General features: G+C 60.5%; 32 protein-coding genes and 1 tRNA gene. 22 read left to right on the forward strand and 11 right to left on the reverse strand.

All coding sequences use genetic code 11. The features are described 5' to 3' along the window. Window positions 1–217 precede the first annotated feature (217 nt). The 3 genes from ABAC460_RS36190 to ABAC460_RS36200 are packed head-to-tail and all read left to right on the forward strand — an operon-like array spanning window position 218 to window position 2,161. A complete protein-coding gene (locus ABAC460_RS36190; RefSeq protein WP_023453597.1) occupies window positions 218–1,324 on the forward strand; it encodes a sensor histidine kinase in 1,107 nt (368 codons plus the stop codon). A gap of 5 nt (window positions 1,325–1,329) precedes the next feature. Continuing rightward, entirely contained in the window at window positions 1,330–1,758 is a 429-nt protein-coding gene (locus ABAC460_RS36195; RefSeq protein WP_023453598.1) for a response regulator, read from the forward strand. A 52-nt stretch (window positions 1,759–1,810) separates the two neighbouring features. Next, window positions 1,811–2,161, forward strand: a complete 351-nt coding sequence (locus tag ABAC460_RS36200; protein WP_023453599.1) for an arsenate reductase — start codon at window positions 1,811–1,813, stop codon at window positions 2,159–2,161. Here ABAC460_RS36200 and ABAC460_RS36205 read toward each other — a convergent pair. Then, on the reverse strand, window positions 2,158–2,541 hold the full coding sequence (locus ABAC460_RS36205) for a DUF2147 domain-containing protein (RefSeq protein WP_023453600.1): 384 nt from the start codon (window positions 2,539–2,541) through the stop codon (window positions 2,158–2,160). The genes ABAC460_RS36200 and ABAC460_RS36205 overlap by 4 nt on opposite strands. Next, window positions 2,522–3,253, reverse strand: a complete 732-nt coding sequence (locus tag ABAC460_RS36210; protein WP_023453601.1) for a hypothetical protein — start codon at window positions 3,251–3,253, stop codon at window positions 2,522–2,524. The genes ABAC460_RS36205 and ABAC460_RS36210 overlap by 20 nt, the downstream gene beginning before the upstream one ends. A gap of 240 nt (window positions 3,254–3,493) precedes the next feature. On the opposite strand from ABAC460_RS36210, the gene ABAC460_RS36215 reads away from it, so the two are divergent. From ABAC460_RS36215 to ABAC460_RS36240, 6 genes are all read left to right on the forward strand, one after another. Beyond that, window positions 3,494–3,877 carry a DUF6249 domain-containing protein gene (locus ABAC460_RS36215; RefSeq protein WP_023453602.1) on the forward strand — a complete coding sequence of 128 codons (384 nt, stop codon included), beginning with the start codon at window positions 3,494–3,496 and terminating at the stop codon, window positions 3,875–3,877. Between the two features lie 33 nt (window positions 3,878–3,910). Next, window positions 3,911–4,498: an RNA polymerase sigma factor gene (locus ABAC460_RS36220; RefSeq protein ID WP_023453603.1), complete on the forward strand. Its 588-nt coding sequence runs from the start codon at window positions 3,911–3,913 to the stop codon at window positions 4,496–4,498. Further along, entirely contained in the window at window positions 4,495–4,917 is a 423-nt protein-coding gene (locus ABAC460_RS36225) for a hypothetical protein (RefSeq protein WP_023453604.1), read from the forward strand. The genes ABAC460_RS36220 and ABAC460_RS36225 overlap by 4 nt, the downstream gene beginning before the upstream one ends. A gap of 143 nt (window positions 4,918–5,060) precedes the next feature. Then, window positions 5,061–5,882, forward strand: coding sequence for a 3-methyl-2-oxobutanoate hydroxymethyltransferase (gene panB / locus ABAC460_RS36230; protein WP_023453605.1), 822 nt, complete (start codon window positions 5,061–5,063; stop codon window positions 5,880–5,882). 139 nt (window positions 5,883–6,021) lie between these two features. Beyond that, entirely contained in the window at window positions 6,022–6,762 is a 741-nt protein-coding gene (locus tag ABAC460_RS36235) for a tetratricopeptide repeat protein (protein ID WP_023453606.1), read from the forward strand. 40 nt (window positions 6,763–6,802) lie between these two features. Next, entirely contained in the window at window positions 6,803–8,206 is a 1,404-nt protein-coding gene (locus ABAC460_RS36240) for a PQQ-like beta-propeller repeat protein (protein WP_023453607.1), read from the forward strand. 127 nt (window positions 8,207–8,333) lie between these two features. On the opposite strand, the gene ABAC460_RS50165 is transcribed toward ABAC460_RS36240, so the two are convergent. Continuing rightward, a complete protein-coding gene (locus ABAC460_RS50165) occupies window positions 8,334–8,612 on the reverse strand; it encodes a hypothetical protein (protein ID WP_162150320.1) in 279 nt (92 codons plus the stop codon). Here ABAC460_RS50165 and ABAC460_RS36245 point away from each other — a divergent pair. From ABAC460_RS36245 to rplA, 8 genes are all read left to right on the forward strand, one after another. Then, window positions 8,611–9,600 (forward strand): endo-1,4-beta-xylanase, encoded by a 990-nt coding sequence (locus ABAC460_RS36245; protein ID WP_235075805.1) that lies wholly within the window; start codon window positions 8,611–8,613, stop codon window positions 9,598–9,600. The genes ABAC460_RS50165 and ABAC460_RS36245 overlap by 2 nt on opposite strands. Window positions 9,601–9,701: 101 nt before the next feature. Next, window positions 9,702–9,777: transfer RNA gene (locus ABAC460_RS36250), tRNA-Trp, on the forward strand. Window positions 9,778–9,858: 81 nt separating this feature from the next. Continuing rightward, window positions 9,859–10,179, forward strand: coding sequence for a preprotein translocase subunit SecE (gene secE, locus ABAC460_RS36255; protein ID WP_023453610.1), 321 nt, complete (start codon window positions 9,859–9,861; stop codon window positions 10,177–10,179). A gap of 9 nt (window positions 10,180–10,188) precedes the next feature. Beyond that, window positions 10,189–10,764 carry a transcription termination/antitermination protein NusG gene (gene nusG / locus ABAC460_RS36260; protein ID WP_023453611.1) on the forward strand — a complete coding sequence of 192 codons (576 nt, stop codon included), beginning with the start codon at window positions 10,189–10,191 and terminating at the stop codon, window positions 10,762–10,764. A 124-nt stretch (window positions 10,765–10,888) separates the two neighbouring features. Continuing rightward, the gene (locus tag ABAC460_RS36265; protein WP_023453612.1) at window positions 10,889–12,835 is read left to right on the forward strand and encodes a TonB-dependent receptor; all 1,947 of its coding nucleotides are present in this window, start codon (window positions 10,889–10,891) and stop codon (window positions 12,833–12,835) included. A gap of 23 nt (window positions 12,836–12,858) precedes the next feature. Then, window positions 12,859–13,485, forward strand: coding sequence for a hypothetical protein (locus ABAC460_RS36270; protein ID WP_023453613.1), 627 nt, complete (start codon window positions 12,859–12,861; stop codon window positions 13,483–13,485). A 141-nt stretch (window positions 13,486–13,626) separates the two neighbouring features. Beyond that, window positions 13,627–14,055, forward strand: coding sequence for a 50S ribosomal protein L11 (rplK, locus tag ABAC460_RS36275; RefSeq protein ID WP_023453614.1), 429 nt, complete (start codon window positions 13,627–13,629; stop codon window positions 14,053–14,055). A gap of 1 nt (window position 14,056) precedes the next feature. Continuing rightward, a complete protein-coding gene (gene rplA / locus ABAC460_RS36280; protein WP_023453615.1) occupies window positions 14,057–14,746 on the forward strand; it encodes a 50S ribosomal protein L1 in 690 nt (229 codons plus the stop codon). Between the two features lie 345 nt (window positions 14,747–15,091). Here rplA and ABAC460_RS36285 read toward each other — a convergent pair whose 3' ends face one another. The 4 genes from ABAC460_RS36285 to ftrA all read right to left on the reverse strand — a co-directional run bounded on the left by ABAC460_RS36285 (window position 15,092) and on the right by ftrA (window position 18,380). Continuing rightward, on the reverse strand, window positions 15,092–15,889 hold the full coding sequence (locus ABAC460_RS36285; protein ID WP_023453616.1) for a ThuA domain-containing protein: 798 nt from the start codon (window positions 15,887–15,889) through the stop codon (window positions 15,092–15,094). 228 nt (window positions 15,890–16,117) lie between these two features. Further along, entirely contained in the window at window positions 16,118–16,729 is a 612-nt protein-coding gene (locus ABAC460_RS36290) for a tRNA-(ms[2]io[6]A)-hydroxylase (RefSeq protein WP_023453617.1), read from the reverse strand. A 347-nt stretch (window positions 16,730–17,076) separates the two neighbouring features. Next, the gene (locus ABAC460_RS36295; RefSeq protein WP_023453618.1) at window positions 17,077–17,409 is read right to left on the reverse strand and encodes an antibiotic biosynthesis monooxygenase family protein; all 333 of its coding nucleotides are present in this window, start codon (window positions 17,407–17,409) and stop codon (window positions 17,077–17,079) included. Then, entirely contained in the window at window positions 17,406–18,380 is a 975-nt protein-coding gene (gene ftrA / locus ABAC460_RS36300; RefSeq protein WP_023453619.1) for a transcriptional regulator FtrA, read from the reverse strand. Before ftrA ends, ABAC460_RS36295 begins: the two co-directional genes overlap by 4 nt. Window positions 18,381–18,468: 88 nt before the next feature. Here ftrA and ABAC460_RS36305 point away from each other — a divergent pair, with 88 nt between their 5' ends. Continuing rightward, window positions 18,469–18,870: a rhodanese-like domain-containing protein gene (locus ABAC460_RS36305; protein ID WP_023453620.1), complete on the forward strand. Its 402-nt coding sequence runs from the start codon at window positions 18,469–18,471 to the stop codon at window positions 18,868–18,870. Between the two features lie 191 nt (window positions 18,871–19,061). Further along, entirely contained in the window at window positions 19,062–19,286 is a 225-nt protein-coding gene (locus ABAC460_RS49005; protein ID WP_081716542.1) for a DUF1272 domain-containing protein, read from the forward strand. Here the strand turns inward: ABAC460_RS49005 and ABAC460_RS36310 are convergent. The 4 genes from ABAC460_RS36310 to ABAC460_RS36325 all read right to left on the reverse strand — a co-directional run bounded on the left by ABAC460_RS36310 (window position 19,279) and on the right by ABAC460_RS36325 (window position 22,835). Further along, complete coding sequence (locus ABAC460_RS36310) at window positions 19,279–19,776, reverse strand: GlcG/HbpS family heme-binding protein (protein ID WP_023453621.1); 498 nt, start codon at window positions 19,774–19,776, stop codon at window positions 19,279–19,281. The two genes, ABAC460_RS49005 and ABAC460_RS36310, sit on opposite strands and share 8 nt — an antisense overlap. A gap of 184 nt (window positions 19,777–19,960) precedes the next feature. Beyond that, window positions 19,961–20,470 carry a hypothetical protein gene (locus ABAC460_RS36315; protein WP_023453622.1) on the reverse strand — a complete coding sequence of 170 codons (510 nt, stop codon included), beginning with the start codon at window positions 20,468–20,470 and terminating at the stop codon, window positions 19,961–19,963. A gap of 10 nt (window positions 20,471–20,480) precedes the next feature. After that, complete coding sequence (locus ABAC460_RS36320) at window positions 20,481–22,232, reverse strand: tetratricopeptide repeat protein (protein WP_023453623.1); 1,752 nt, start codon at window positions 22,230–22,232, stop codon at window positions 20,481–20,483. A 213-nt stretch (window positions 22,233–22,445) separates the two neighbouring features. Then, complete coding sequence (locus tag ABAC460_RS36325; RefSeq protein ID WP_023453624.1) at window positions 22,446–22,835, reverse strand: DUF1801 domain-containing protein; 390 nt, start codon at window positions 22,833–22,835, stop codon at window positions 22,446–22,448. A gap of 368 nt (window positions 22,836–23,203) precedes the next feature. Here ABAC460_RS36325 and rplJ point away from each other — a divergent pair, with 368 nt between their 5' ends. From rplJ to ABAC460_RS36340, 3 genes are all read left to right on the forward strand, one after another. Further along, window positions 23,204–23,722, forward strand: a complete 519-nt coding sequence (rplJ, locus tag ABAC460_RS36330) for a 50S ribosomal protein L10 (protein ID WP_023453625.1) — start codon at window positions 23,204–23,206, stop codon at window positions 23,720–23,722. A gap of 49 nt (window positions 23,723–23,771) precedes the next feature. Next, a complete protein-coding gene (rplL, locus tag ABAC460_RS36335; RefSeq protein WP_023453626.1) occupies window positions 23,772–24,155 on the forward strand; it encodes a 50S ribosomal protein L7/L12 in 384 nt (127 codons plus the stop codon). A 137-nt stretch (window positions 24,156–24,292) separates the two neighbouring features. Further along, window positions 24,293–25,086 (forward strand): cation:proton antiporter domain-containing protein (locus ABAC460_RS36340; RefSeq protein WP_023453627.1); only part of this gene is annotated, 794 nt, incomplete at its 3' end.

The raw sequence follows: 25,086 nt of genomic DNA on the forward strand, positions 1-25,086 counted from the left end.
TCCTTAAGCGCCACCGCCGATTGCGTTTACCATAAAGACGGGACGTTCACCCAAAATGTGATTTCTCGCGGAAATTCAGCCGTTTTAGGGTAGGACTTGCATGGATGGGGAACTGCGAGCGTGGATAGCCGGAGACGGAAATGCCTGATACAACTGCAACCTCAGAGTGTCCGCGATGAGCGCCGTGACACCGAATCGTTCTGAGTATGCGCCGGGTATGGCTGGTGTGACTCCGCCCAGGATCCTGATCGTCGACGATCGCCGCGAGAACCTGCTGGCGACCCAGGCGCTGTTGCGGCCGCTGGGCGCCGAGATCATCACCGCCGATTCCGGGGAAAAGGCACTGAACCTGGTGCTGAAGACCGAGTTCGCCATCGTGCTGCTGGATGTTCAGATGCCGGTTATGGACGGATTCGAAACCGCCCAGCTGATGAAGACCCGGCCCAGCATGGCCAATGTGCCGATCATCTTCATTACCGCCATCAGCAAGGAAGACCATTTCGCCACCCAGGCGGCCCAGATCGGCGCTGTCGATTATATCTTCAAGCCGATCAATCCCGACATCCTCAAGTCCAAGGTCAGCGTTTATCTCGACCTGTACCGCCAGCGCGAGCAGATCCTGCAACTGAACGCGTCGTTACGCCAGTCGAACGAGGAACTGGAGCGGTTCGCCTATGTCTGTTCGCATGACATGCAGGAACCGGTGCGGATGATGAACTCCTACGCCACGGTCCTGACCGAGTTCGCCGGCGACGAACTGAGCGACGACAGCAAGCGTTATCTCGACTATATCCGCGACAATGCCGTGCGGATGCAGAAGATGATCCGCGACATCCTCAACTTTTCCCGCGTCGGCCGCGAGGAGGTCAAGCTGGAGGTCGTCAACTGCCGCGAAATCTATGACGAGGTGGTCCACGAATTCCACGACACCATTGTACGCAAACATGCCGTGGTGATGTCGGACGGTCTGCCGATTCTGAAAACCAGCCCAACCCTGATGCGGGTCCTGTTGCAGAACCTGGTCGGCAATGCGCTGAAATTTCAGGACGGCAGCCAGCCGCCGGAGGTGTCCGTGACGGCCAAACGCGAAGGCCACCTCTGGCGCTTCGATGTGGCCGACAACGGTATCGGCATCGATCCCGCCTTTTCGAGCCGGCTTTTCACCATTTTCCAGCGATTCCATCGCGAGGACGACTATCCCGGCACAGGGATCGGCCTTTCGACCTGCCGGAAATTTGTTCGCCTGTGTGGTGGCGACATGAGCTTTACCTCGCGTCCGGGTGAGGGTAGTGTGTTCACCTTCACCCTGCCCGACGGAGACTGACCGCCATGCGTCCGCAACTCGACATCCTTCTGGTCGAAGACAATGAGGGTGATGTCGAGATGACCCGGCGGGCCCTGACGACGGCTGTGCCTCCGGTACGGATGACGGTGGCCAATAACGGCAACCAGGCGCTGGAGTGCCTGCATAAGGAAGGCCAGTACGAGGGCGGTAAGACGCCGGACCTGATCCTGCTGGACATCAACATGCCGCGTATGGATGGCAAGGCCTTCCTGAATGTCGTCAAGGAATCGACCGAATTCAGGTCGATCCCGGTCGTGATGTTTACAAGCTCCGAATCACCCGCCGATATCCGCGAATGTTTCGAGCGTCACGCCAATGGCTATGTCGTGAAGCCGTTCGACGGCACGGAATACGCCAAGACGCTGCGCCAGGTGGTCAGCTTCTGGGGCAGCACCAGCGAGCTGCCGAGTTGATTTGACGGCTTGAAGAGTCGTGCTAACGGTGCCGCCGGTTTAAGGAGCACCCATGCTGACCATCTACGGCATTCCCAACTGCGACACGATGAAAAAGGCCTTCGACTGGCTGAAGAGCCGCGGTGTCGCCTATCATTTCCATGACTACAAGCAGTCCGGCATCGATGCCGCGAAGCTGAAGGCATGGAATGCCAAGGCCGGTTGGGAAAAAGTGCTGAACAAGGCCAGCACAACCTTCAAGGACCTTCCGCCGGAGGCCAAGGCGGATCTCGACGAGGCCAAGGCCATCAAACTTATGATCGCCCAGCCGTCGATGATCAAGCGGCCGGTTATCGAGATCGGCGAACAGGTGCTGACGGGGTTTCGGCCGGACACGGTGGCGGCCTTGGAGAAGGCGGTCTAATTCACCTGCGTCCAAGTATCGGACTTGCAGATCAGGCCTGCCAGGGCGCAGCCCTTGGTGTGCAGCTTGCCGTCCCTGAGGTCGACCGAACCCTTGTAGGTGCGCCCGTCCTCGGGGTTGAAGGCTTCGCCCGTCCAGCTGTTATCGCCGGTCCGCTTCAGTTTGCGGAAGACAGTCTGGCCGACCTTGCCCTTTTTCACGTCCGGCCGGATCCAGGCGATCACCGCGCACAGTTCGGCACCGCAAGGCTCGAAACGGATGCGCGCCTTGCCGTTGCCGCGTTCCCAGGTTCCGGTCAGCTCGCCGCCGAACACGGTACCGGGCAGGATCGCGGCGGCCGTAGCCACCGCCAGAATAAACCTAGAAATCTTCGCGAACATAGGTCTCGCAGCCCACGCGCTTGGACGCCGCCATGGCCTCGGCAAAGCCTTCGATGTCAAACTTTTCCGGTTTGCCTTCTTCTTGCGGACGGATGGCGATTTCCTGGGCGCCGGTCAGTTCGTCGGCCGGGATCAGGATGACCGTTTCCTCGCGGAAGTCGCTGCTGTAGGGCTTTACCGTCAGCCCCAGCATGTGCAGGTCGCGGAAGACGGAGCGCCACGACTTGGACGGACGGTCATCGACGCGGAACCAGACCTTGTTGGGATCGACATAGTGTTTGAAGCGGAAGCCCAGGACGCCGTCGGCGTAGTGGATACGGCTCTTGCCCAGCATTTCCCGGGTGCGCAGGTAGCATTGCGTGCCGTCGGCAAAGCCGTCACGACGAACCTCGATAATCCATTGGCCCGACGACCAGCGCTGCGTCTTGATCTTGTCGCCGTGATATTCCGACAGCGGCTTCTGCTTCTTATCCGGGAACATCTGCTTCCAACTGCGGAAGCCGCGAACACGGACGTCGGTTTGTTGTCCGGCTTCGGCCGGTGCCGCGGTGGCTTCGGCGTCGGCGGCCTTCTTGCGCTTTCCGGGCAGCCAGCGCGTGAAGATGTTACCGCGTGATTCGGCCGCCGGCGGTGCGGCCTGGGGGGGTACATCAGCCGCGGGCGTGGCCTGAAACAGGGACAGGGCCATGATGGCCGAGGCAAGAAATGCCATAAATCTCTCTCCAAAAACCTCAGGCCGGGCAGGGAGCTTTCCCGCGGGCAGACTCAGGCATTCATAATCGTGAACGGGCGGCACATTGGCCCGTCGCGTTAACCGTGTCCATAGCGCAAAACGGCGAAAATGGAATTACAAAAACTTAATCCGAATCCGTGCATCCGATAGGCGGCTTCGGCGCCTCTTGTCATCAGAGCCGGCAAGACGGCGAACTTGTTACGACCGAGAGGAGATCTCATGGACGGTAAAATTGTTGGAATTATCGCGATTATTTTCGGCTGCAGCGTGCCGATCCTGATCGTTGGCATTATTGCGTATTTCCGGTCACGTGACCGAACCGAGCTTCAGAAGACGGTTCGCACGGCGATCGAGAAGGGCGAAACCTTGCCAGCGGAATTCATGGAGAGCCTGCAACGCGCCGTTCCCAAGGCGAAGACGCCCATGAACGACGTCCGGGCGGGTCTGATTCTCATGGCGATCGCCGGAGGGATCATGATCTGGCACTATCTGGATCATGACGAACTGGGAGGTGATCTTTCGGGAATTGCGGCCATCCCCGGCCTGATCGGCGTAGCCCTCCTGATTTTGGGCATTATCGGCCTGAACACGCGTTCGAAATAGTCATAGCTGCGGCAACCCGGAAGACCTAAGGCTATGGCTATTTCAGGCGACAGGCTGGACTTTTCCCGGCAATCCGACGTCGATCTGGTGCGATTGTGCACCTCCGGCGACCGGAATGCCTTTGCCGGGCTGGTCCAGCGGCATGCCGGTACCATCCGGACCCATCTTCGCCGTATGGGCGCCCAAGCGTCCGATGCCGATGACACGGCCCAGGAAGCCTTCATGACTGCTTACGAACGTCTGGGCGACTATCGTTTCGACGGCCCCTTTATCGGGTGGCTGAAAAAGATTGCCGCCCGGCGCTACCTGAAGAAGGTCAAGTCGTCGCAAAAATACCTGCTGACCGACGATATGACGGCCTTCGAACCTGAACCCACGGCGATCGACGAAAATTTTCGTAGCCCCGGCCTTGATGCGGCCATAAATCGCCTTAAACCTGTGGAAAGACTATGTCTGGGCCTCAATTTCAGTGGCGATATGAGCCATCAGGAGATCGCGGACGAACTGAAGATGCCTTTGGGCACCGTCAAGAGTCATATCCGCCGGGCGCTGGACCAGTTGAAACTGGCGTTGGCGCCATCCTCGAATACCACGCACGCCGTTCTGGAAACCGGATCATGAAAGACAGCGATATAGAAGACCTGTTTTCGGCGCCGACGGCCTATGACGATGCCGCTGCCTTCGAACAACGTGTCATGCGGGGGCTCAAGGTCAAGCTGTGGCTGCGGCAGTGGCTGGTGGTCCTGGCGGGCTTCATCGGCGGCGTGTACGCCCTGGCGCAACTGATCCGGATGCCTGACTTTCAGGTCGGCGGCCAGTCGGTTTACAGCCGCTCTCTGGCGGCGGTCGAAAGCGACGAAACCTGGCGGGCCGGTGTCGAACTGGTCGATGTGGTGCGGCAGCAGTTGATGAATGTGATGGATTCGTCGGCGCAATATCTCAGCTATATGCAGACTCCGGCCTTTTTTTGGGTCAGCTTCTCCCTATGTCTTGCCATCGTAGGTGTGTATTACGCCTACTCCCAAGAAGAAGCCATCTAGGGGCCTCTGGCGGTCTGCAAAACGTCATCTAACTGTGATGCGGTGCTCACGTACAAGAGTACGCTCCGCTCCGCGTCTCGTTAGCTAACGTTTTTCGACTCACCATAGACCCCTAGCTGCCCGACAGCATAGGATTCGCGTTTGTGAGCAGCCACACCCAAGCCCCCGTCAAGCGGGTCACCGCACCGGATATCATCGCCCGCAAGGGCAAGGAGCCTCTGGTCGTTCTGACGGCCTATTCGGCGCCCATGGCGGAAATCCTGGACGACCACTGCGATATTCTGCTGGTGGGCGACAGTGTCGGCATGGTGGTTCACGGCCTGCCCAATACGATCGGTGTGACCCTGGATATGATGTCGCTGCACGGCAAGGCCGTCATGCGCGGCTCCCGGCGTGCCTTTGTCGTCATCGACATGCCGTTTGGTTCGTACGAGGCCGGACCTGAGCAGGCCTTCCAGAACGCCGTCCAACTGCTCAAGGAGACCGGGGCCCAGGCCGTCAAGGTCGAAAGCGGTCCGACGGTTGCCGACACCATCGAATATCTGGTCCGGCGCGGTATCGCCGTCATGGGCCACGTCGGGCTCAGGCCTCAGGCTGTCAATGTCGACGGCGGGTTCAAGGCCAAGGGGCGGACCGAGGCGGAACGCGACAAGGTGATCAAGGAAGCCCTGGCGACGGACGCGGCCGGCGCTTTTGCGATCGTGATCGAGGGGGTTGCCGCCGACCTGGCGGGCGAAATCACCAATATGGTCAAGGCGCCGACCATCGGAATCGGCGCCTCGAACGCCTGCGACGGCCAGGTCCTGGTGGTTGACGACATGCTGGGCCTGTTCGACTGGTCGCCCAAGTTCGTGCGCCGCTATGCCGACCTGCGCGGCGAAATCGCCACGGCCGCCGCGCAATACGCCAAAGATGTCAGGGCGCGCAGCTTTCCCGCCCCAGAAGAGACATATTTTGCTAAGTAATAAGCTCTGACATGAGTTAGGGGGCGGGTGTGCACCGTATAACGGTTGCGCAAGCCTGAGGCTTTGGCTAGGTTCGCGCCGACAAGGATGCGCGCCTTAACCATGGCCGCCCGCAAACGATAAGACTAGGGATGCTCCGTTGAGCGATATTTTTGAAGAAACCGAAGAAAACCTGCGCGCCCAGGAATGGACCCGCATTGCCAAAAAGGCCGCCCCCTGGGCCGCCGGGATTGGCGCTGTGGCTCTGGCGGGCGCGCTTGGGGTCTGGGGTTTCACAACCTGGCAGGACCAGGAATCGGCCAAGGCGTCGGAAACCTTCCAGGCCGGCATCGAGGCCGCCGACAAGGGGGACAGCGCCGCCGCCAAGGCCAGTTTCGAGACGACGGCCAAGGGGAGCAATTCCACCTACAAGGCCATGTCGTTGATGCAGCTGGCGGGTCTGGCCCATCGTGACGGCAAGATCGACGACGCTATCCGGCTGTTCGATGAGGCTGCCAAGGCGTCGGGCGATCCCCGTGTCGGCGACCTTGCCGCGCTGAAGGCCGCCTATCTGGTCATGGACAAGGGCGTCTTCGCCGACAGCCAGAAGCGTCTGACGCCGCTGACGGCCGACAAGCGCCCCTATGCCTATCTGGCCAAGGAAGCCCTGGCCATGTCCAAGCTGCAAAACGGCGACGCCACCGGTGCCCGGGCCGACCTCAATGCCCTGTCGTTTGCGCTGGACGCGCCGGACGGCCTGAAGCAACGCGCCCAGTTGGCCGTCCAGGCCATCGACTCGGGCGCTGGGCCGGCGGTCAAGTCGATCATGGCCCTGCCGGAGGCCAAGACCCAAACCCTGCCCGGCGGCCTGCCGCCGGGCCTGAATATCCCGCAGCAATAATCCTTTCGCTCATTTGGTCCTCTGCATGGAAACCGCATCGATGTTGTCATTCTCGAAACGCCCGGCAAAAGGCGCCGCTGTTCTTGCCCTGGTCGTGGCTGCGGGTCTCGCGCTGCAAGGCTGCTCGACCATCAGCAAGATCACCAAGAGGGAAGACCCGGAAAACCAGGCGGTCGCTTCGCAGGGCCAGCGGATTTCCATCGTCGCTTTCGATCAGAAGCTGACGCCGTCCAAGAGCCTAAAGGATGTCGGCTACTACCTGCCGCCGGCGGCCACGGTCACGGCGTGGCCGGTGGCCGGCGGTCCTGTCCAGTCGGTGCAGCATAGTAATGCCGCCGCCGGCTTCCAGGTCGCCTGGACGAAGTCCATCGGCGTCGCCAGCAAGGAGCGGACGGAAGTTATCGCCCAGCCGGTTTCGGACGGCCAGCGTATCTATACCCTGGACGGTCAGGCCAAGGTTACCGCCTTCGACGTCGCCAGCGGCGCCGAGGTGTGGTCGGTTGATCTGGATCCGAAGCTGAAGCGTGACAAGCACGGTTTCGGCGGCGGCCTGGCCCTGACCCAGGACGGCAAGCTGTTCGTCACCTCGGGCTACCGCTCGATCAACGCGCTCGACGCGGCTTCCGGCGCCATCATCTGGCAAAAGCCGGTCGATACCCAGTTTCACGCTGCGCCGACCGTTGACGGGACGCACGTCTACGCTACCGATGTCGATAACCAGATTTTCGCTTTCGACCAGGCGACCGGCGAGATGAAATGGACCTATCAGGCCATCGCCGAGCCGGCCCGCATCCTCAAGTCGGCAGCGCCGATCGTCTCCGGCGACCTGGTCATCGCGCCGTTCTCGTCGGGCGAGCTGGTGGCCTTGAGCGCTTCAACAGGTGATCCGGTCTGGGAACAGACCCTGGCCCAATCGGCCCGGACCAATGCATTGTCGCAGATACGCGATATCGCCGGCCGTCCGGTGATGTACGACAATGTGGTGTATGCGGCGTCGCACTCCGGCGTCTTTGCCGCCATGGATGCCCGCACGGGCCAGCAGAAATGGCAGGTTCCGGCCGACAGCGTCAACTCACCGTGGGTCGCCGGCGACGTGGTGTTCCTGACCTCGTTGCAGGGCGAGCTGATGGCCGTCAGCCGCGATAGCGGTCAGATCTACTGGATCGAGGACCTCAACGACGGCAAGCAGCGCATAAAGAAGGGCTTTTTCGGCATGGGCCGCGAGAAGATGGTCGGAAAGGTGCCGCAATGGGCCGGTCCGGTCCTGGCCTCCAACCGCCTGATCATGGTCAATTCCGACGGTGACGCCGTGTCCTATGATCCGAATACGGGCAAGCCGACCGGCGAACTGAAGCTGGGTGGCGCGGCCTATATTGCGCCGATCCTGGTGGGTAACACCATGTTCGTGGTGACCGACGACGCCAAGCTGGTGGCGATTCGCTAAACGACTATCTGTAAAACAGGCCGGTCCGACGCCTCCGCCGTTGCGCGGAGGCGTCATCACGCCATTGTTTTTGCGGTCTATGTTAGCGCTACCTTGACAGTTGGTGAAAACATCTCCACGCTGGCTTTCAACGATAAAAACGTCTTGGGAGAAGATACATGACCGCAAAGGTCTGCATGGATCGCCGCGCGCTGGTACTTGGCGCCGCGGCGTCCACCCTTTTGGCTTCATGCGGCGGAGGGGGCGGAGGGAGTTCCTCAGGCGGTGGAGGTGGCAGCACCTCTTCCAGCAGTTCGTCGTCGTCCTCGAGCAGTTCCTCGTCCAGCAGTAGCAGTTCCAGCCTTCCGGATCCGGCGACGGCGCCAGCGTTGAAGACGCATTTCGCCTCCAAATTCAAGATCGGCATGGCCGTCGATCCTGGACAGGCCGCCAATGCGGTGACCAATGCGGTCCTGTTGAAACACGCCAGCAGTATCACGGCTGAAAGTGTCATGAAGGCCAATCCGATTGGCGTGTCTGCGGGCGTTTATAACTATACCTCTGCCGATCAGCTTATAACCCTGGCCCAGACCAACGGCATCGAGGTCCGGGGCCACGCTCTTTTGTGGCACCAGACCTCTCCAGCCTGGTTCTTCGAGGGCGATACGACCGCCCCGGGCTACAAGGCCACCGTCCGGGCGAGGCTGGAGACCTATATCACCGACGTCGTCACCCATTTCAAAGGCAAGGTCTACGCCTGGGATGTGGTCAATGAAGCCACCAGCGACGATGCCTCCGGCAACTATCGCAATTCCCAGTGGTATCAGATCTTCGGGCCCGATTATATCGAGATTGCCTTCCGCGCTGCCCGCGCTGCGGACCCGACGGTTCAGTTGTTCATCAATGATTACGGGACCGAAGATACGGCGAAGCTGGGCCGGTTCATGGCCATTGTCGACACAATGTTGGCGCGGGGCGTGCCGATCGATGGTATCGGACACCAGCTCCATATCAATTCGACCTGGCCGCCGGTTGCCAATGTCAAGGCGGCCTTCGTGGCGGCCGAAACCCGCAGCCTGATCAATCACGTCACCGAACTGGATGTCTCGCTGTACACCACCGATTCGGGCAGTTGCTACAGTTCGCCGCCAACGGGTTGCCAGGCGGCCTTTGTCGCCGGTACGGTCGCTTACAGTGATGCCCTGCGCGCCCAGGCCCTGCAGTATCGCGCCATGTTCAACCTGTTCCAGGAGCACGCCAGCGTGAAGTCGGTGACCATGTGGGGCGTGGCCGACAACAGCACCTGGCTGTCGACCTTCCCGACGGCGCGGCTGAACCATCCGCTGTTGTTCGATACGGCAGGGAACCCGAAATCGGCATTCTGGGCTGTGGTGGACGTAGGATTTACCCCCTAAGGCGCAGGCTTCTGTGAAAAATCGCATTCAGCCTGTTGCCAGTTGCCGCAAGCGCTGATACATCGCACGGCTCAATGCGACGGCGCCTGGCGCTTAGCAATAGGGGTATAGCTCAGCTGGTAGAGCGTCGGTCTCCAAAACCGAAGGTCGTGGGTTCGAGCCCCTCTGCCCCTGCCAATCTCTTTAAGTGAGGCTTGAAATATTGGTTTCGAGCCTCATTTCTGTTGCTCAAAGCAGCAGATAACCCACAGGCTGAATATGGTGAAGAAACCAGAGGTCAAGAACAAGACGGTCCAGGGTGGCAAGGCCACCGGGGGTACCGCCATCGGCAAGATCGAACCGGTGAAGGCGGCTGCGGCGGATACTGCCGACAAGGCGCCGAAGAAACCGTTCAATCCGGTCAAGTTCTTCAGTGAAGTGCGCCAGGAAGCGCGCAAGATCACCTGGACTTCGCGCAAGGAAACCTGGATCACGACGGTGTTCGTCATGATCATGGTCGTGCTGGCCGGTATCTTCTTCTTAATCGTTGACGCAGCGCTGGGCTGGGGCGCCAGGCTGCTCACCCAGATCGGCGCATAAGGAATTCCGATGGCCAATCCTGCTCAAGACATCACCGCTGCGGTGTCGAACCCGAACCACAAGTGGTATATCGTCCACGCCTATTCCAACTTCGAGAAGAAGGTGGCCGAGTCGCTGCGCGAGCAGGCCAAGTCCCAGGGCCTGGAAGACAAGTTTTCCGAAATCCTGGTGCCGACCGAAGAGGTCGTCGAGGTCCGCCGCGGCCGCAAGTTCAACTCCGAACGCAAGTTCTTCCCGGGCTATGTCCTTGTGAAGATGGAACTTTCGGACGAAGCCTATCACCTGGTCAAGAATACGCCGAAGGTGACCGGCTTCCTGGGATCGGGCTCCAAGCCGATGCCGGTGTCCGAAAAGGAAGTCCAGCGCATCGTCGGTAGTGTCGACGCGGCGGTGGAACGTCCCAAGCCCGTCCTGGCGTTCGACATCGGCGAAAAGGTCAAGATTACGTCGGGTCACTTTGCTTCGTTCGACGGCGTCGTCGAGAGCGTCGATCCGGAGCATGCCCGTCTGCGGGTGTCGGTGTCGATCTTCGGACGCGCCACGCCGGTCGAACTCGAATACGGCCAGGTCGAGAAGACTGCCTAAAATCGATACTTCAGGAATACTGGAAACGCCTCGGGAAACCGGGGCGTTTTCGTGTTTCCGGAGAGGTGCTTCATTCTGGGTTCAGGTTGCCGGGTTCAGTGTCGCCGCCGTGAAGGAGATTTCGTTGAAAATCGTATACGCCCTCCTGGCGGCGGCGGCCTTGCCGGCTGCCGCGGAAGACGTCATCGTGCGCGGAAAGCTACCGGTCGTCGAAAAGACCGATCGGTTGAGCTACGAGGTGGCGAAGGAGACATCCGGTCTTGTTGTCGACCTGCTGCGGACGGTGCCGTCGGTGACGGTCACGCCGGAAGGCACGGTGGCGTTGCGCGGTGTGGCGGCGACCGTCCTGATCGACGGCAAGGTCCCGCCGGAAGGCAATGCCGCCGTGCGCAACCTGGCCGCTTCAGATGTGCTGCGCATTGAGGTGCTGACGGCGCCGTCAGCGCAGTACGGCAATGAAGGCGGGGTGATCAACATCGTTACCCGCAAGCGGCGCAAGGTCGGTGGCGACTTGAACCTGGAAGGTAACACGCTCAGCCAGGGGAGTCTGGGGCTGTCGGGGGTGATGACCCAGGGGCCGTGGACCTATCATGGCCGGGTTTTTCTTGATCACTACCAGAACCGTTCGACCCTGCTGCAGCATCAGGAACTGCCGGACGGGGCAGGGGACTATTGGGTCAGTGACCGGGTCGACCGCACGGATTACGGTTCCGACAATGTCACCGGTTCGCTCAGCGCCGAGTATGCCCTGTCCGACAAGGCCGAGATCACCGTTAAGGGTGAGTATGGTAATTTCGTCTCGCAGTCGGACGGCGCGGCGCAGTCGCGCGGCGACGATCTCTTCGACGAGGTGTCGGCGATCAAGACCGGCAATCGCGATAGCCGGTTTCAGGCCGTCTATGCCCACAGCGGCGCCGGACAGTTGCGTCTGGCCTATGATCACACCCAGGAGGTGCGTGATTTCGCCGCCAGCTACGACCGCGATACGGGCGGCGGTTATACGACGGCGACCGGGCGCGATACCAGCGAAGACCTGATCGAAGGCGATTACGAGCGCCGGTTCGGAAAGCGATTGCTGACGGCCGGATTTTCCTGGGACCGCAGCGACAGCCGCATCCGTAATCTCTATGTCAACCGCGGCGTCCAGATGGCGGTGGCGGATTTCGATTCGGTCTTTGAGGGCACAGAAACCCTGAGCGCGCTCTATGCCACCTGGCAGAATCCGGTGGGGAAATGGACGCTGTTGCCGGGCGTGCGGATCGAACGCCAGAAGCTGGACCTGCCGGGTGGGCGTGAACTGGATTTTGTCGATACCCTGCCGTCGCTGCATGCCGACCGGGCTGTGGGCGAGAAGGGACGGTTGCGATTGAGCGTGTTGCGGCGGGTCGACCGGCCGCCCTTGCGGGACTACGATGAGACGCCGCGCTATATCGGCGCCAAGCAGGTCGTGGCCGGCAATCCCAGCCTGGAGCCGCAGATTACCAACGGTTTCGAAGCGCGCTACAGTTTCGATGATGTACGGTTCAGTGCGTCGGCCACGGTGTATGTGCGCGAAACCCGTGGCGATTTCTCGCCCTATACCGAGGTCTTGAGTAACGGCCTGCTGATGACGACGACCATCAATTCGGGCGTCAGCCGGTCGGGCGGGGCGGAGGTGACATTGCGCGGCACGGTCGGTGAGCGCGTTACCTATTCGGTCAACGCCAACCTGTTCTATGCCGAGGTGCCGTTTGAAGGCGAGGCGACCTTGCGTGGCCGTACCAACGGCTCGGGTAATGCCCTGGTCGAGTACCGCGCCGGCAATGGCGACCGCTACCAGGTGAACATATCGGGTTTCAGCCGGACCCTGACCTATCAGGGCTATGGCAATGGGTTTTATCGGACGGACATCAGCTACACCCGGCAACTTAACGACCGGTTGTCCATGGTTCTCAGCCTGAACGACGCCTTCAACAGCTCGGGCTATGCTTCGGTGATCGATACGCCGGCCTTGCGGTTGCGGACCGAGAGCCGGCCGGATAACCGTGCCTTGAAGGTAGCCCTGGCGTGGAAGCTGGGCGGCGGGTTATAGCTTTCGGATACCTGGAGGGGCATATGACACAGGAAGCCGAAATTCAGAAGCTTTGCAAAGAGATTGGCCTGGACAAATGGGGATTGAGTTCTGCCCGTAATTTTCTGATGGCCGCGATCTACCATCGAAGTTTACCCGGAACCCTGCCTGCCGATAAGCATGTTGCAATCAATTCGGCTCTTCGCTTTGCGTCAGGGAGACTAACCTGCGGCGGTCGACATGGCGCTCCATGGGCTTTGGCAAAGCACATGAGCGTTGCTGCGGCCAATCGAAGGGCCGCTATCCGCGCGGACATAACAATTCCTGCGGCAAGAAAAATTCATCGGTGGAAGTCCGAGGTTACGTTCGAGCACAGGGATCCTGTTTCCCAGATTGAGCACGATATATTTGACGCAGACGGAAACCTCATTGGAACAATTGACGACATCATTCTCCGTCTGCTGAAGTGCCCGCCGGTCATCATTCTGCGAACCGAAGAGAAAGCGATAAAAGCCAAGTCCAAAGGAACTGCGGAAGAAAGGTATCGAGACACGAGAATTGAAATCACGGTTGTCGAGCAGACATCGGGTGAATTTTTCGGAGATCCCGACCTTAAGCGCGTTGTTCGGAGAGGCAAGTATTTCGTGCCGGATGATCCTTTTGAGGCGTGAGATAGCCTTCCACGCTTGCCTTTTCGATTGTAATTCGCTATAGGCCGCGCTCCCGTCTTTGGGCGGGTAAATCCGTGGGAGCAGAGATGCGCACCACGGCTCACAACGTCCCTCTCTTTGGGGACTTTATGGAGATATCCAATGGCTAAGAAAATCCTGGGCTATATCAAGCTCCAGGTGAAGGCCGGCTCTGCCACGCCTTCGCCCCCCATCGGTCCTGCCTTGGGCCAGCGCGGCGTCAACATCATGGGTTTCTGTAAGGAATTCAACGCCCGCACCGAAAACGTCGAGAAGGGCACGCCGCTTCCGACCATCATCACCGTCTATCAAGACAAGTCGTTCACCTTCGTGACGAAGACGCCGCCGGCGACCTTCTTCATCAAGCAGGCCCTGAGCCTGAAGTCCGGCTCGAAGCTGCCGGGCCGTGACTCGGCCGGCAAGATCACGCGCCAGCAACTGCGCGATATCGCCGAAAAGAAGATGAAGGATCTGAGCGCCCACGATCTCGATCAGGCGACCAAGATCATTGAAGGTTCCGCCCGTTCGATGGGCCTGCAGGTGGTGGACTGATATGAGCAAGACCGCAAAACGCATTCAAGCCTGGAAGACCGACAGCGCCAAGTTCTATCCGCTGACCGAGGCTCTGGAAACCGTCAAGGCTAACGCCAAGGCCAAGTTCGACGAATCCGTCGAAGTCGCCATCAACCTGGGTGTCGACCCGCGTCACGCCGACCAGCAGGTCCGTGGCGTCGTCAACCTCCCGTCGGGCACTGGCAAGGACGTTCGCGTCGCCGTGTTCGCCAAGGACAAGAAGGCCGAAGAAGCTTTGGCCGCCGGCGCTGAAGTCGTTGGCGCCGAAGACCTGGTCGAAAAGATCCAGGGTGGCTTCATGGACTTCGACCGCGTCATCGCGTCTCCGGACATGATGGCCCTGGTCGGTCGTCTCGGTAAGGTGCTGGGCCCGCGTGGCCTGATGCCGAACCCGAAGGTCGGCACCGTCACCCCGAACGTCGCCCAGGCCGTCAAGGACGCCAAGGGCGGTGCGGTCGAGTTCCGCGTCGAAAAGGCCGGTATCGTCCATGTCGGCGTCGGCAAGATCAGCTTCACCACCGAAGCGTTGGAAATCAACGTCAAGGCTCTGGTCGACGCGCTGGTCAAGGCCCGTCCGTCGGGCGCCAAGGGTCTGTATGTTCGCAAGATCTCGCTGTCTTCGACCATGGGCCCGGGCGTGAAGGTCGATACGGCTACCACGAACCTGTAATTTCCGACTGTGTCGGAAATGGAAAAGCCGCTCCGGTGACGGGGCGGCTTTTTTGTTGTTGGTTCGGTTGGGGTGGTGGAATTTTGACCACATACCAATTTCATGGCAGGCTTGGTCTTCATTGTCGGCTGAAACAGCCAAAGGTTTTTTGAACACGAAAAGCTCGAAAAGCACAAAAAGCACGAAAATTCTTAGAAACTTTAGCCCGCCGCGAAGCGGCTTCATGCAAGGGATCGCTGCGCGGTCGGTTCAAGCCCGTCCTGAAGTTCGTACTTTTTGCTTTTCGAGCTTTTCGTGTTCAAAATTCTTGCGGACCTTACCAAGTCAACGGCCTTGCAGGACTAGTCAGCACGCCGGTTGGGTGCGGTCGCGGGCCCAGATCAGAGCACCGTCGATATGGCCGCGAAAGACTGGATCGTCCCAGTTGGCAGCATCATGGCCGATGGCCGTGAAGAAGGCGCCTCCGGCAGCGATACAGCGTGTCCACATGATCGGGTGGTCGGCGCCCATGCGCAACGGGTCGGTCGGGTCGTAGGTCGTCTCGTCGATCGTTGCCAGTACGCGGGTGTCTTTGCCGCGCGGGTTGTGGTCGAAGCTGTACCATTCGTCGTTGCGCGGCCAGGTCGGGGGCAGGGCGCGGGTCGCCTGGTGGTCGCGGTCGGTAATATAGATCGTTCCGGGTTGGAGTTTTGGGTGGCCGGTAAAGCGGGCCCCGATGACCGTATCGTGGAACCACGGCCATGGGGTTGAGGCTGTCGCGCCGGCGCCATGGATGGCCACCACGCGGCCGCCGTTTTGGATCCAGCTCTTGAAGGCTTCGCGTTGGTCGGGTGTGAACAGGTCGCCTGAGGTGTTGTTCAGGACGACCACATCGAAGTGCTTGAGCTGGTCAGGGTTGAAGATGGCGGCGTTGTCGGTGGCGTAGATCGTCCAGTTGCGGTTCGCGGCCATGTCCAGGATTGCCTGGCGGGCAGTAGGGGCACTGGCGTGGACATAGCCGTTCATCTTGGACAGCATCAGGATGGCGTGGGCTTGGACTTCGGTCGGCAGTGTCGGGGCGACCAGGTCGAATTTCGGTTCGGGCGTTTGGGCGAGGCTTGGCGTGGCCAGGAGGATAGCGATCAGTCCGGCGAGTTTGTGCATGTTCGTTCTTCCTCAAGAGGTCTCTTCGTCTCGAGCCTCGGCCGCAGCCAGGGTTACGGCCTTCGTGCTTGGAGAAGGAAGAATGGTTTGTCCACTGTTACTAGAGCGCATCCCAAAAAGTGTGACGCACTTTTTGGATTAAGATGCGCGTAAAAACAAAAACTTAGAGCGCCGATCCGATTCTACCGGATCGAAACGCGCTCTAAGACGCACTGAATGCGCCTTTCCTTAGGCCGGTGGGCCGGAGTGGAATCGAAACTCGGTATCCGGATCAGCAATCAGCGCCTGTTCGTGGGCGCGGATGACCTCGATGCGTTTGGCGATGTCGGCGGCGTCGCCGTAGAGGTGGGCCAGTTTGAGGTAGCCGGTGTAGTGGCGCGCTTCGGTGCGCAGCAGGCTGTTGTAGAAGCCACCCAGTTCGTCGTCCAGGTGGGGCGCGATGGCGGCGAAGCGCTCGCACGACCGGGCTTCGATAAAGGCGCTGATCACCAGGATATCGGTGATCATGCCCGGCTCGTTGCGGCGAACGAGGGTGCGCAAAGATGCGGCATAGCGGGCGGCCGAAAGGGGGCGAAGGGCCACGCCGCGCTTTTTGATGAACCTCATTACCTGTTCGTGGTGGGCCAGTTCCTCGCGAGCCAGCCGCGCCATGGCCGTCACCAGCTCGACCCGCTCCTGGTACTTGGCCATCAGGTTGATAGCGTTGCTGGCCGCCTTGTATTCGCAGTTCTTGTGGTCCAGCAGCAGCAGGTCCTGATTGGCCACCGCGGCATTGATCCAGGCCTGCGGAGTCGCCGTGCCAAGGAAGTTCAGTATGGGTTGGATATCTGTCACAGCCATGTCGCAAGTCCGTGCCAAAGCCGCAGCGTAAAATCAAGGAAAGTATCGCGTGAAAACAATTTGGGTGGTTTTGCAGAGCTTTGCAAAAGACGTTAATGCAACATTACTGATAATTCATTCGACATTGACGGGGGGCTCAAGCATCCTGACCCTACGGAATTTGTCGTAAGAAGTTGTTGCGATTGATGTCGAGTCAATCGACTCCATCTCAACTTGTGCGACATAGTATAGAATGAGACCGTATCGGGTTTTACAGGTTTATCTGAGTGAACTTCCTTCTCCGGGTTGCCGCAGCTCAGGTAATAAGGGGGAAGATGTAGGCGCGTCTTCCCCCGCTTCATTTTCACTCAGTTCTTTTCAAAGCCGTAGGCGCGCTCAACGCGGGCCACGCGCGTGATATACCGCTCATACCACTTGGTTCGACCCAGCTTTTGCGCCGCCAGGTGGTCGGCGACTCGTTTCCAGGCAATGATACTGGCCCCATCCGCCCAATACGAGTTGGTGATGCCGAAGCCTTCCGAATCGCGCGCGCTTTCGACGCCGAGATAGCCCGGTTGTTGCGCCGCCAGTTTCATCATTTCCGTGGCCATATCGCCATAGTTGTCGTCAACGTCGGTGCGTTGCGAGGAAAAGGTGACGACATAATAGGGTGGCTGCGGGGTATCGGCGAAACGGCTCATTGGGCGGCTCTTGAGAAGGTCAGGCGGTAGGCCGTGGGCGTCGTGTTCAGGTGCTCACGGAAGTGGTGGCGCAGATTGGTGGTCGTGCCGAAGCCGGTGCGTTCGGCGATCAGCTCGATACTGATGTCGCTGGCTTCCAGATGGTCGCGCGCCTCGTTAAGCCGTACCCCCAGCAGCCATTTGGCCGGGGTGGTGCCGGTGGCTTCGGAAAAACGGCGCAGGAATGTGCGTTCGCTCATGCCGGCGCGGCGGGCCAGTTCGGGGATGCGGTGCTCCTTGTCCAGGTTCTCACGCATATGGTCGAGCAGTGGGCCAAGCCGTTTGCTTTCGTAGTCGGTCGGGACGGCGCGTTCGATATATTGCGCCTGGCCGCCATCGCGGTGCGGCGGCACGACCAGGCGGCGGGCGACCTTGTTAGCGGCTTCGGGGCCATAGTCGCGGCGGATCAGGTGCAGGCACAGGTCGATGCCCGCGGCGCTGCCGGCCGAGGTCATGATCTGACCCTCGTCGATATAGAGTACGTCGGCCACCAGTTCGACGTCGGGGTAGTTCTTGGTGACGAAGTCGACATATTTCCAGTGGGTGGTGGCGCGGCGGCCCTTCAACAGCCCGGCGGCCGCTAGCACGAAGGCGCCCGAGCAGATGGTGACGATGCGGGCGCCGCGGTCGTAGGCGCGGTGCAGCAGGTCGATCAGAGATTGCGGGATGGGTTTGGCGGTATGCCAGCCGGGGATGATGATGGTTCCGGCCTCTTCCAGCAGCGACAGCGGGCCATCGGCCGTGACATGCAGGCCGGCTGTCGTGCGGCACGGGCCTTCGTCCAGTTGCACGGCTTTGAACGTGTACCAGTCGGGGCCCATTTCCGGCCGGTCGAGCCCGAACAGCTCCACAGCGATCGAAAATTCAAACAGCGGCATGCCGTCATAGGCCAGCGCGCAGACGAGTCGGTTGGGGTGAGGCAGGTTTGGCATAATTCTTACCATAGCTGTCATTCATGCCATCTACAAGCGGCGTTTCCGTTACGGCAAAGTGTGCATGGTCAATTTATGGAGATGTGTCATGCACGCCACCCGTTCTTACGTCACCGCTTATCCAGCCGCTTTGCCGGAAGATGTCATCAGGGTTTATGAGGCCCGTTTGTCGATGGAAACCGACTGTGCCGATGTCCAGGACGCCTTGGCGTCTGGGGATCCGGATTTTGTTTTGCTGCATGCCGTGGGTTCGCCGGAGGCCTTTGCGCGCAGGCATATACCAGGTGCGCATCATCTGCCGCACCGGACGATTAGCGAGGAGGTTCTGGCGAAGTGGCCTTCGGATGTGTTGTTCGTGGTTTACTGCGCCGGGCCGCATTGCAACGGCGCCGATCAGGCGGCCTTGAAGCTGGCCAGGCTGGGGCGCAAGGTGAAGGTGATGATCGGCGGTATGACCGGATGGGCGGACGAGGGATTTGCCTTCGCTTGAGTTTATCCGGAGAGGGCTTCCGCTCCGGGTTGCCGCGCTTCGGATGAAAGCGGGGAGGGTAGTAGGCGCTCCCTCCCCATCTTATCGTTGTCATGTCATCTTGCTATAAGATACCCCTCCACCCCTTCGGGGTCCCCCTCCCCATAAAATGGGGAGGAGAAGTATGTACTTCTCAATCTCAAAGGCGTGCCATGCTTGAACTTCGACCGAATTGCGAATGTTGTGACGCGGATCTGCCGCCGGCGGCAGGTGCGCTTATCTGTACCTTCTGTCCCGAATGTGCCGGAAGGTTGGAGCACGTTTGTCCCAACTGCGGCGGCAATCTGGTGACACGGCCCATCCGTCCGGCCGGGAAGCTGGAGAAGTATCCAGCAGCGGTGAACCGTACCCTGCGGGCCGAGCCCTGTTTTACTTGAGCAGGGCCGCGGCGCCGGCGCGGGCGATCTGACCGTCCTGGGCCGCTGTGGCGCCGGACACCCCGATGGCGCCGATCGTCTGGCCGTCGACGATCAGAAGCTCGCCGCCTTCCAGCGCCATGGCGCCTGTGAAGATGGAATTGAGATTGCCGTCCTTGACCGCCTGCTGGAAAGCCGCGGTCGGGCGGCGGAAGCGCGCAGCCGTTTCGGCTTTACCCGTCGCTACGTCGATCGAGCCGTATTGGGTGCCGTCCATCTTTTCCGCGGCGACCAGAGCGCCGGTCGGCTCGACAATGTAGATGACCACGTTCCAGCCGTTCTTGCGCGCCTCGGCTTCGGCGGCAGCAATGACCGTCTTGGCTTCGGCCAGGGTAATGATGCGGCCGTAGCCCGGGTAGGTTACCGGCGGGGTGGCCGGAGTCTGGGTTTGGGCGAAGGCCGGGGTTGCCAGGGTCAGGGTGGCGGCGAGAAGCAGGGCAAGGCGTTTCATGTCATTCCCTTTATGGTTATGACACCGGTGTACCACGGGTTTTCGGGAACGTCACCTTGATCAAACGTCGGCAGGCCCAATCCCCCACCGTCTCATTTGCTTCCAGCAAATGATCCACCTCCCCGTATAACGGGGAGGGATAAGATATTGTAAGTCAATGATTTTATCGCTCCATGCTGTTGTGTCACGCCGGGTTGTTGACGCAGTTGCGGATGGAGTTGATCGCGAAGCCCTTCATTTTTGTGTTGAAGGTACCCAGGTTCTGGCCTTCGAACCAGATCGTGTAGACCGTGCCCTGTTCCATCAGTTTGATCAGGTCACCCGAACTGCCGGCGCCCGACGGGTTTTCGTCCCACGCCGACCACACCCCCTGCACGAAGCCGTTGCGATAGCCGCCCCACTTGGCTTTGGACTTACCGACACCCTGGACCTCGACGGTCATCGGGATGTCCTGGTTGTCGGTGTCCTTGTCGTCGACCATCTCCCAGCGCGGGCGGTGGACCGAGACATTCACCCGGCCGCTTTTCAGATAGAGGAAGGTGAGTGTGGTGCCGTCGGCGCGCGGATAGTCCACGCTGCACCGGCCGTTACCGACCTCGAGCTGGAAGGCGTAGGTTTCCGGTTCCTCGGCCGATACGGCGCCGGCAGTCAAAAGGCCGGTCAGGGCAAGAGTGGAAAGCGCGAACAGTTTCATCTGGTTCCCTTTAGCAGTACGGGTTGGAACTGGAGCAGACCGACGTGCCGCCCGAATAGTAGTTGATGGCGTTGTTGAAGTTCGAGTTGTCGATGATCGTCGAGACGCTATTCCCCGACGACATGCTGGAATAGTTGCTGCTGGAATAGCTGTAGGCGCCGCTGCTGACGGCCCGGCCCCAGGCGGCCAGGGCATCGTCCCAGGCGCTGCGCGGACGATTGGCCCAGGCTTCGTATTCGGCCTGGCGGCGGGCGTTTTCCTGGCGGACAGGTTCCAGCTCCATCGAGCGATAGATGGCGATGGCCTTTTCGCTGCCACGCACCGCGGCGATGCGCATATAGGCCATGCCCTTGTCCTGATCGACCTCGACACCCTCGCCGTACCAGTAGGCCATGCCGACCCAAATGGCGGCTTCGACATGGCCAACGCGAGCGGCGTTTTCGAACAGGATGAAACCGTCCTCCTTGCGAGGCGGATCGAAGACGCCGGGTAAGCCATAGTACATCCACCCGCCCAACAGCCATGAGGCATACTCGTTGCCTTCATTGTTGAGACGATAGGCCGTGATGGCGGCTTCCATGGGATTGCCGGCATCGGCCAGAGCCTGCGCCTTCACCAGTTGTTCCATGACCGGCAGGGACGGGTCGATGGCGGGGATCTGGCTGCGGGCGCCCTGGCCGGCCAGTTCGGTGGCCTTGCCGCAGGCGGTCTGCTCGCTGAGGCGGCAGGCCTTGTCGTAAAGCGTGACCGAGACGCCGGCATCGGGATTGATGCCGTTGCCGACTTCGTAGGCCATGGCCAGTTCGGTGCAACCTTCGGCACTGTTGAGATCGCACGCGCGACGTTCGTAATAGAGGCCTTCCGTCAGGGTGGTGGTTATGCCCTGTTTGCCGCGCAGGGGCAGCTTGCCCAGCCAGACGCAGGAGGCGGCGTCGCCATAGTCGCAGTTGGCGTTGAGGTATTGTTCGCCCTTGTTTATGCTGGCCTTGTCGGAGGTATAGGTCAGGTAGGTGCCGTGTTGACGGCAGGCGATGTGGCGGCCGCCGCCCTGGCCCTGTTCGCAGCCGGTTTTGGCGTAGGCCATGGCCTGGGAGCGGTTGCGGGTGACGCCCTTGCCCTTTTCGTAGGCGTCGGCCAGGCCGGCGCAGCCCCAGGCCTGCTTGGCGTCGCACCCCTGGGTGAAGATAGGGAGGGCCTGGACGGTGTCACCGTCGTCGTACAGTTTCCATGCCTTCTGACGGCAGGCTTCGCTGGCGCCGGCGGCGCAGGCGCTGTCGGCGACGGTCGTGGCGCCCTGGGTGTCACCGGTAGCGGTCAGGACCTCGGCCAGGACGGCGCAGGAATCCTGGTGTTTGAGGGCGTTGCAGCCGCGTTCGGCAAAGGTCTTAGCCAATTCGGGATCGACGCGCAGGGCCGAGCCGTCCAGCGCGATGCGCGCGGCGCGGGCGCAGGCCAGGCCGCTGCCCTGTTCACAGGCGGTCTTGTAGAAGCCGAGGGCCGTCTTGTTGCTGGCCTCCAGGTCGCCCAGGCCTTCCGCTGCGGCCTCGGCCATCTTGATGCACATGGCGGTGTCGCCCTTGTGGCAGGCCTGTTCCCACTTGATGGCGATGCCGTAGTTCTTGAACGGCATGTTCTGCTGACCGGTATAGATGGTGCTTTCGCGATAGCCGTCGGCGTAGGATGGCAACTTGTTGGCGGCGACGCAGGACAGCGCCGCCATAAGTACGGCGGCGCGGACGAGCCAATGTGAAACCCGGATCATGATGGCCCCCTGATGCCGTTGTTATTGTCTTCATAAATCCCGCAAACCGGCGTTATGCGCAAGTGGTTGAGCAGGGAAGGGGCGTTACAAATGCTGTTATGTTGAGGGGATACTGGAAAGAGGACCCCTCCGTCTCGACGCGCTGCGGCCCATAGGGGGCCTTGCTCGCCACCTCCCCATTGAAGAAATGGGGAGGAGAAGGAAGTAAAGATCTCAGGTCTTTCTTTGGTGGTAGGTCAGGGCCATGGCCAGGCATATGGCCAGGGGCGACGTTGGCAAGGGGCCGCCGGGAAGCAGAAGGGCGCGGTCACCCTGGAAGGTGAACAGGTCGCCAAATTGGGCGCGCATGTCGGAAATCAAAGTGGTCTGGCAGTTGAAGAAGAGCGCCGCCGACCGTTCGGGTTTGCTCAGGCCCAGGCGTATGGTGCTGCCGCTCTTGCTCGCCTCGGTCAGATAGGACGGCTCTCCCCATTTCAGGGTTTCCGTCAGGACGCCGACGCCGGGGGTTGTAGCGGCGGTCTCGTAGATCAGATTGCGGACCTCGAGGAGTTGGTTCCGCTGAGGTTCCGGAAAGGCTTCGAAGGCGGCGGCGACATCTGACATCGGAGAGATTCCCTGGGGTGCCTATCTACAGCATATTGGACTTGCAATTCAAAGGCTGTGCCTGTATAGGGCCCGCTCCGGCGTGAAGGCTGTCATGGTCTTCACTCCGTTCTGTCCGAGACCTTCGGGGATCAGGGGCCGCCTGATCCATAATCTGCGGTAGCCGCCACAGGCCGAATTTAGACGGGACGCGACACGCCTATCAAGATTTACCTGGATTTCCCACTGCGGAAACCGGTGTAGCCCTTGCGGTGAAAGCTCCCCCCTCGACAGTCGATTTGACACTTCGCGTTTACGAGAAGTGTTGGGTCATTTGTTACGTTTCAACCGGGTCGTCCGGTTGGAGCTTCACCCCATGGAGGCCACTTATGGACCGCGCACAAAAAGCCGCGACGATCGAAGAGCTCAAGAGCGTCTTCGCGAGTTCCGGCGCCGTGGTTGTTACCCAGTATACGGGTATGACCTTTGTGGAAATGTCTGAACTTCGCAACCGTCTCCGCAAGGAAGGCGCCGTTGTGAAGGTGTTCAAAAACCGTCTGGCTCAAAAGGCCCTGGACGGCTCGGTCGGTGAAAAGGGCGATGCCCTGTTCAAAGGCCCGGTCGCCCTGGTCTATTCGGCCGATCCGGTCACCGCCGCCAAGATTTCCGTCCAGTACGCCAAAGAGAATGACAAGCTCAAGATCATTGGCGGCATCATGGAAACGGATGTCCTGAACGAAGCCGGTGTCCGCAGCCTGGCCACGCTGCCGTCCCTGGACGAGCTGCGCGGCAAGCTGATCGGCCTGCTGCAGGCGCCCGCGACCAAGATCGCCGGCGTCCTGGTGGCGCCCGCCGGTGCGGTTGCCCGCGTTATCGGGGCCTATGCCCGCGAAAACGCAGACGCTTAAGAACACCACGAACATTCCCTCATCAATCTCTATCTTTTAAGGAAATCCAATGTCCAAACTGGAAAAGCTGGTCGAAGACCTGTCCGCCCTGTCGGTTCTCGAAGCCGCTGAACTGTCGAAGCTGCTGGAAGACAAGTGGGGCGTTTCCGCCGCCGCTCCGGTCGCCGTCGCTGCTGTCGGCGGTGGCGCTGCCGCCCCGGTCGAAGCTGTCGAAGAGCAAACCGAGTTCACCGTTGTCCTGACCGACGGCGGCGACAAGAAGATCAACGTGATCAAGGAAATCCGCTCGATCCGTACCGATCTGGGTCTGAAGGAAGCCAAGGACCTGGTCGAAGGCGCTCCGCAGAACGTCAAGGAGAACATCTCCAAGCAGGAAGCTGCCGACATCAAGAAGAAGCTGGAAGAAGCCGGCGCCAAGGTCGAAGTTAAGTAATTTCGGCATTTGCCAATATCTTCTGAACGGGCCGGAGGGAAACCTCCGGCCCGTTTTGCTTTTGCAGGATAACAATCCGATAACAATCGCGTTGGGTTGGTTGACCCCGTTGCCGCGGTGCAACAGTGTGATCACGCATGGATCATCACGACCTCTCCCTTATTTCCACCGTCGCGGCGGGCTTCGGTCTGGCGCTGATTTTTGGCTTTCTCGCCGAGCGCATGAAGCTGCCCGCCCTGGTCGGTTATCTGTTGGCGGGGATCCTGATCGGGCCATCGACGCCGGGCTTTGTCGCCGATACCCACATGGCGTCGCAGTTGTCCGAGATCGGCGTGATGCTGCTGATGTTCGGGGTGGGCTTGCATTTCTCGTTCGCCGATCTGCTGTCGGTTCGCAAGATCGCCTTGCCGGGCGCCGTGGTGCAGATGGGGTTGGCGACCCTGCTGGGGATCGGGTTGGGGATGGCGGTCTGGGGTTGGCCGTTCGGCCAGGCCCTGGTGTTCGGATTGTGTCTGTCCTGCGCCAGTACGGTCGTCTTGTTGAAGGCGCTGGAGTCGCGCGACGCCACCGACACCATGAATGGCCGCATCGCCATCGGCTGGCTGGTGGTCGAGGACCTGGTCACGGTGCTGGTGTTGGTCTTGCTGCCGCCTTTGGCCGGGATGCTGGGCGGGAACAGCCATGGCGCCGAAGCGTCGTCGCCGGGTGTGCTGGCCCTGACCGTAGGGCGGACGCTGTTGGGAGTAGGGGCCTTTATCGCCCTGATGCTGCTGGCCGGGCGAAAGGTCTTGCCGTGGATCCTGTGGCAGGTGTCGAAGACCGGGTCGCGTGAACTGTTTACCTTGGCGGTGATTGCGGCGGCCATCAGCATCGCCTGGGGGGCGTCGGAGCTGTTCAATGTGTCGTTCGCGCTGGGCGCCTTCTTTGCCGG

The organism is Asticcacaulis sp. AC460 (genome assembly GCF_000495795.1).
Classification (GTDB): domain Bacteria; phylum Pseudomonadota; class Alphaproteobacteria; order Caulobacterales; family Caulobacteraceae; genus Asticcacaulis.

Coding starts and splice junctions, on each gene's coding strand:
- ABAC460_RS36325 (WP_023453624.1), bottom strand. CDS start 22,835: ATGTCAGATGTCGCCGCCGCCTTCGAAGCCTTTCCGGAACCTCAGCGG.
- ABAC460_RS36270 (WP_023453613.1), top strand. CDS start 12,859: ATGACACAGGAAGCCGAAATTCAGAAGCTTTGCAAAGAGATTGGCCTG.
- ABAC460_RS36210 (WP_023453601.1), bottom strand. CDS start 3,253: ATGGCATTTCTTGCCTCGGCCATCATGGCCCTGTCCCTGTTTCAGGCC.
- ABAC460_RS50165 (WP_162150320.1), bottom strand. CDS start 8,612: ATGCCGATCTTGAATTTGGAGGCGAAATGCGTCTTCAACGCTGGCGCC.
- ABAC460_RS36320 (WP_023453623.1), bottom strand. CDS start 22,232: ATGATCCGGGTTTCACATTGGCTCGTCCGCGCCGCCGTACTTATGGCG.
- rplA (WP_023453615.1), top strand. CDS start 14,057: ATGAGCAAGACCGCAAAACGCATTCAAGCCTGGAAGACCGACAGCGCC.
- rplK (WP_023453614.1), top strand. CDS start 13,627: ATGGCTAAGAAAATCCTGGGCTATATCAAGCTCCAGGTGAAGGCCGGC.
- ABAC460_RS36285 (WP_023453616.1), bottom strand. CDS start 15,889: ATGCACAAACTCGCCGGACTGATCGCTATCCTCCTGGCCACGCCAAGC.
- ABAC460_RS36200 (WP_023453599.1), top strand. CDS start 1,811: ATGCTGACCATCTACGGCATTCCCAACTGCGACACGATGAAAAAGGCC.
- ABAC460_RS49005 (WP_081716542.1), top strand. CDS start 19,062: ATGCTTGAACTTCGACCGAATTGCGAATGTTGTGACGCGGATCTGCCG.
- rplJ (WP_023453625.1), top strand. CDS start 23,204: ATGGACCGCGCACAAAAAGCCGCGACGATCGAAGAGCTCAAGAGCGTC.
- ABAC460_RS36190 (WP_023453597.1), top strand. CDS start 218: ATGGCTGGTGTGACTCCGCCCAGGATCCTGATCGTCGACGATCGCCGC.
- ABAC460_RS36220 (WP_023453603.1), top strand. CDS start 3,911: ATGGCTATTTCAGGCGACAGGCTGGACTTTTCCCGGCAATCCGACGTC.
- ftrA (WP_023453619.1), bottom strand. CDS start 18,380: ATGCCAAACCTGCCTCACCCCAACCGACTCGTCTGCGCGCTGGCCTAT.
- rplL (WP_023453626.1), top strand. CDS start 23,772: ATGTCCAAACTGGAAAAGCTGGTCGAAGACCTGTCCGCCCTGTCGGTT.
- nusG (WP_023453611.1), top strand. CDS start 10,189: ATGGCCAATCCTGCTCAAGACATCACCGCTGCGGTGTCGAACCCGAAC.
- ABAC460_RS36225 (WP_023453604.1), top strand. CDS start 4,495: ATGAAAGACAGCGATATAGAAGACCTGTTTTCGGCGCCGACGGCCTAT.
- ABAC460_RS36245 (WP_235075805.1), top strand. CDS start 8,611: ATGGCCGTCGATCCTGGACAGGCCGCCAATGCGGTGACCAATGCGGTC.
- ABAC460_RS36195 (WP_023453598.1), top strand. CDS start 1,330: ATGCGTCCGCAACTCGACATCCTTCTGGTCGAAGACAATGAGGGTGAT.
- ABAC460_RS36315 (WP_023453622.1), bottom strand. CDS start 20,470: ATGAAACTGTTCGCGCTTTCCACTCTTGCCCTGACCGGCCTTTTGACT.
- ABAC460_RS36310 (WP_023453621.1), bottom strand. CDS start 19,776: ATGAAACGCCTTGCCCTGCTTCTCGCCGCCACCCTGACCCTGGCAACC.
- ABAC460_RS36215 (WP_023453602.1), top strand. CDS start 3,494: ATGGACGGTAAAATTGTTGGAATTATCGCGATTATTTTCGGCTGCAGC.
- ABAC460_RS36290 (WP_023453617.1), bottom strand. CDS start 16,729: ATGGCTGTGACAGATATCCAACCCATACTGAACTTCCTTGGCACGGCG.
- ABAC460_RS36295 (WP_023453618.1), bottom strand. CDS start 17,409: ATGAGCCGTTTCGCCGATACCCCGCAGCCACCCTATTATGTCGTCACC.
- ABAC460_RS36205 (WP_023453600.1), bottom strand. CDS start 2,541: ATGTTCGCGAAGATTTCTAGGTTTATTCTGGCGGTGGCTACGGCCGCC.
- ABAC460_RS36240 (WP_023453607.1), top strand. CDS start 6,803: ATGTTGTCATTCTCGAAACGCCCGGCAAAAGGCGCCGCTGTTCTTGCC.
- ABAC460_RS36305 (WP_023453620.1), top strand. CDS start 18,469: ATGCACGCCACCCGTTCTTACGTCACCGCTTATCCAGCCGCTTTGCCG.
- secE (WP_023453610.1), top strand. CDS start 9,859: ATGGTGAAGAAACCAGAGGTCAAGAACAAGACGGTCCAGGGTGGCAAG.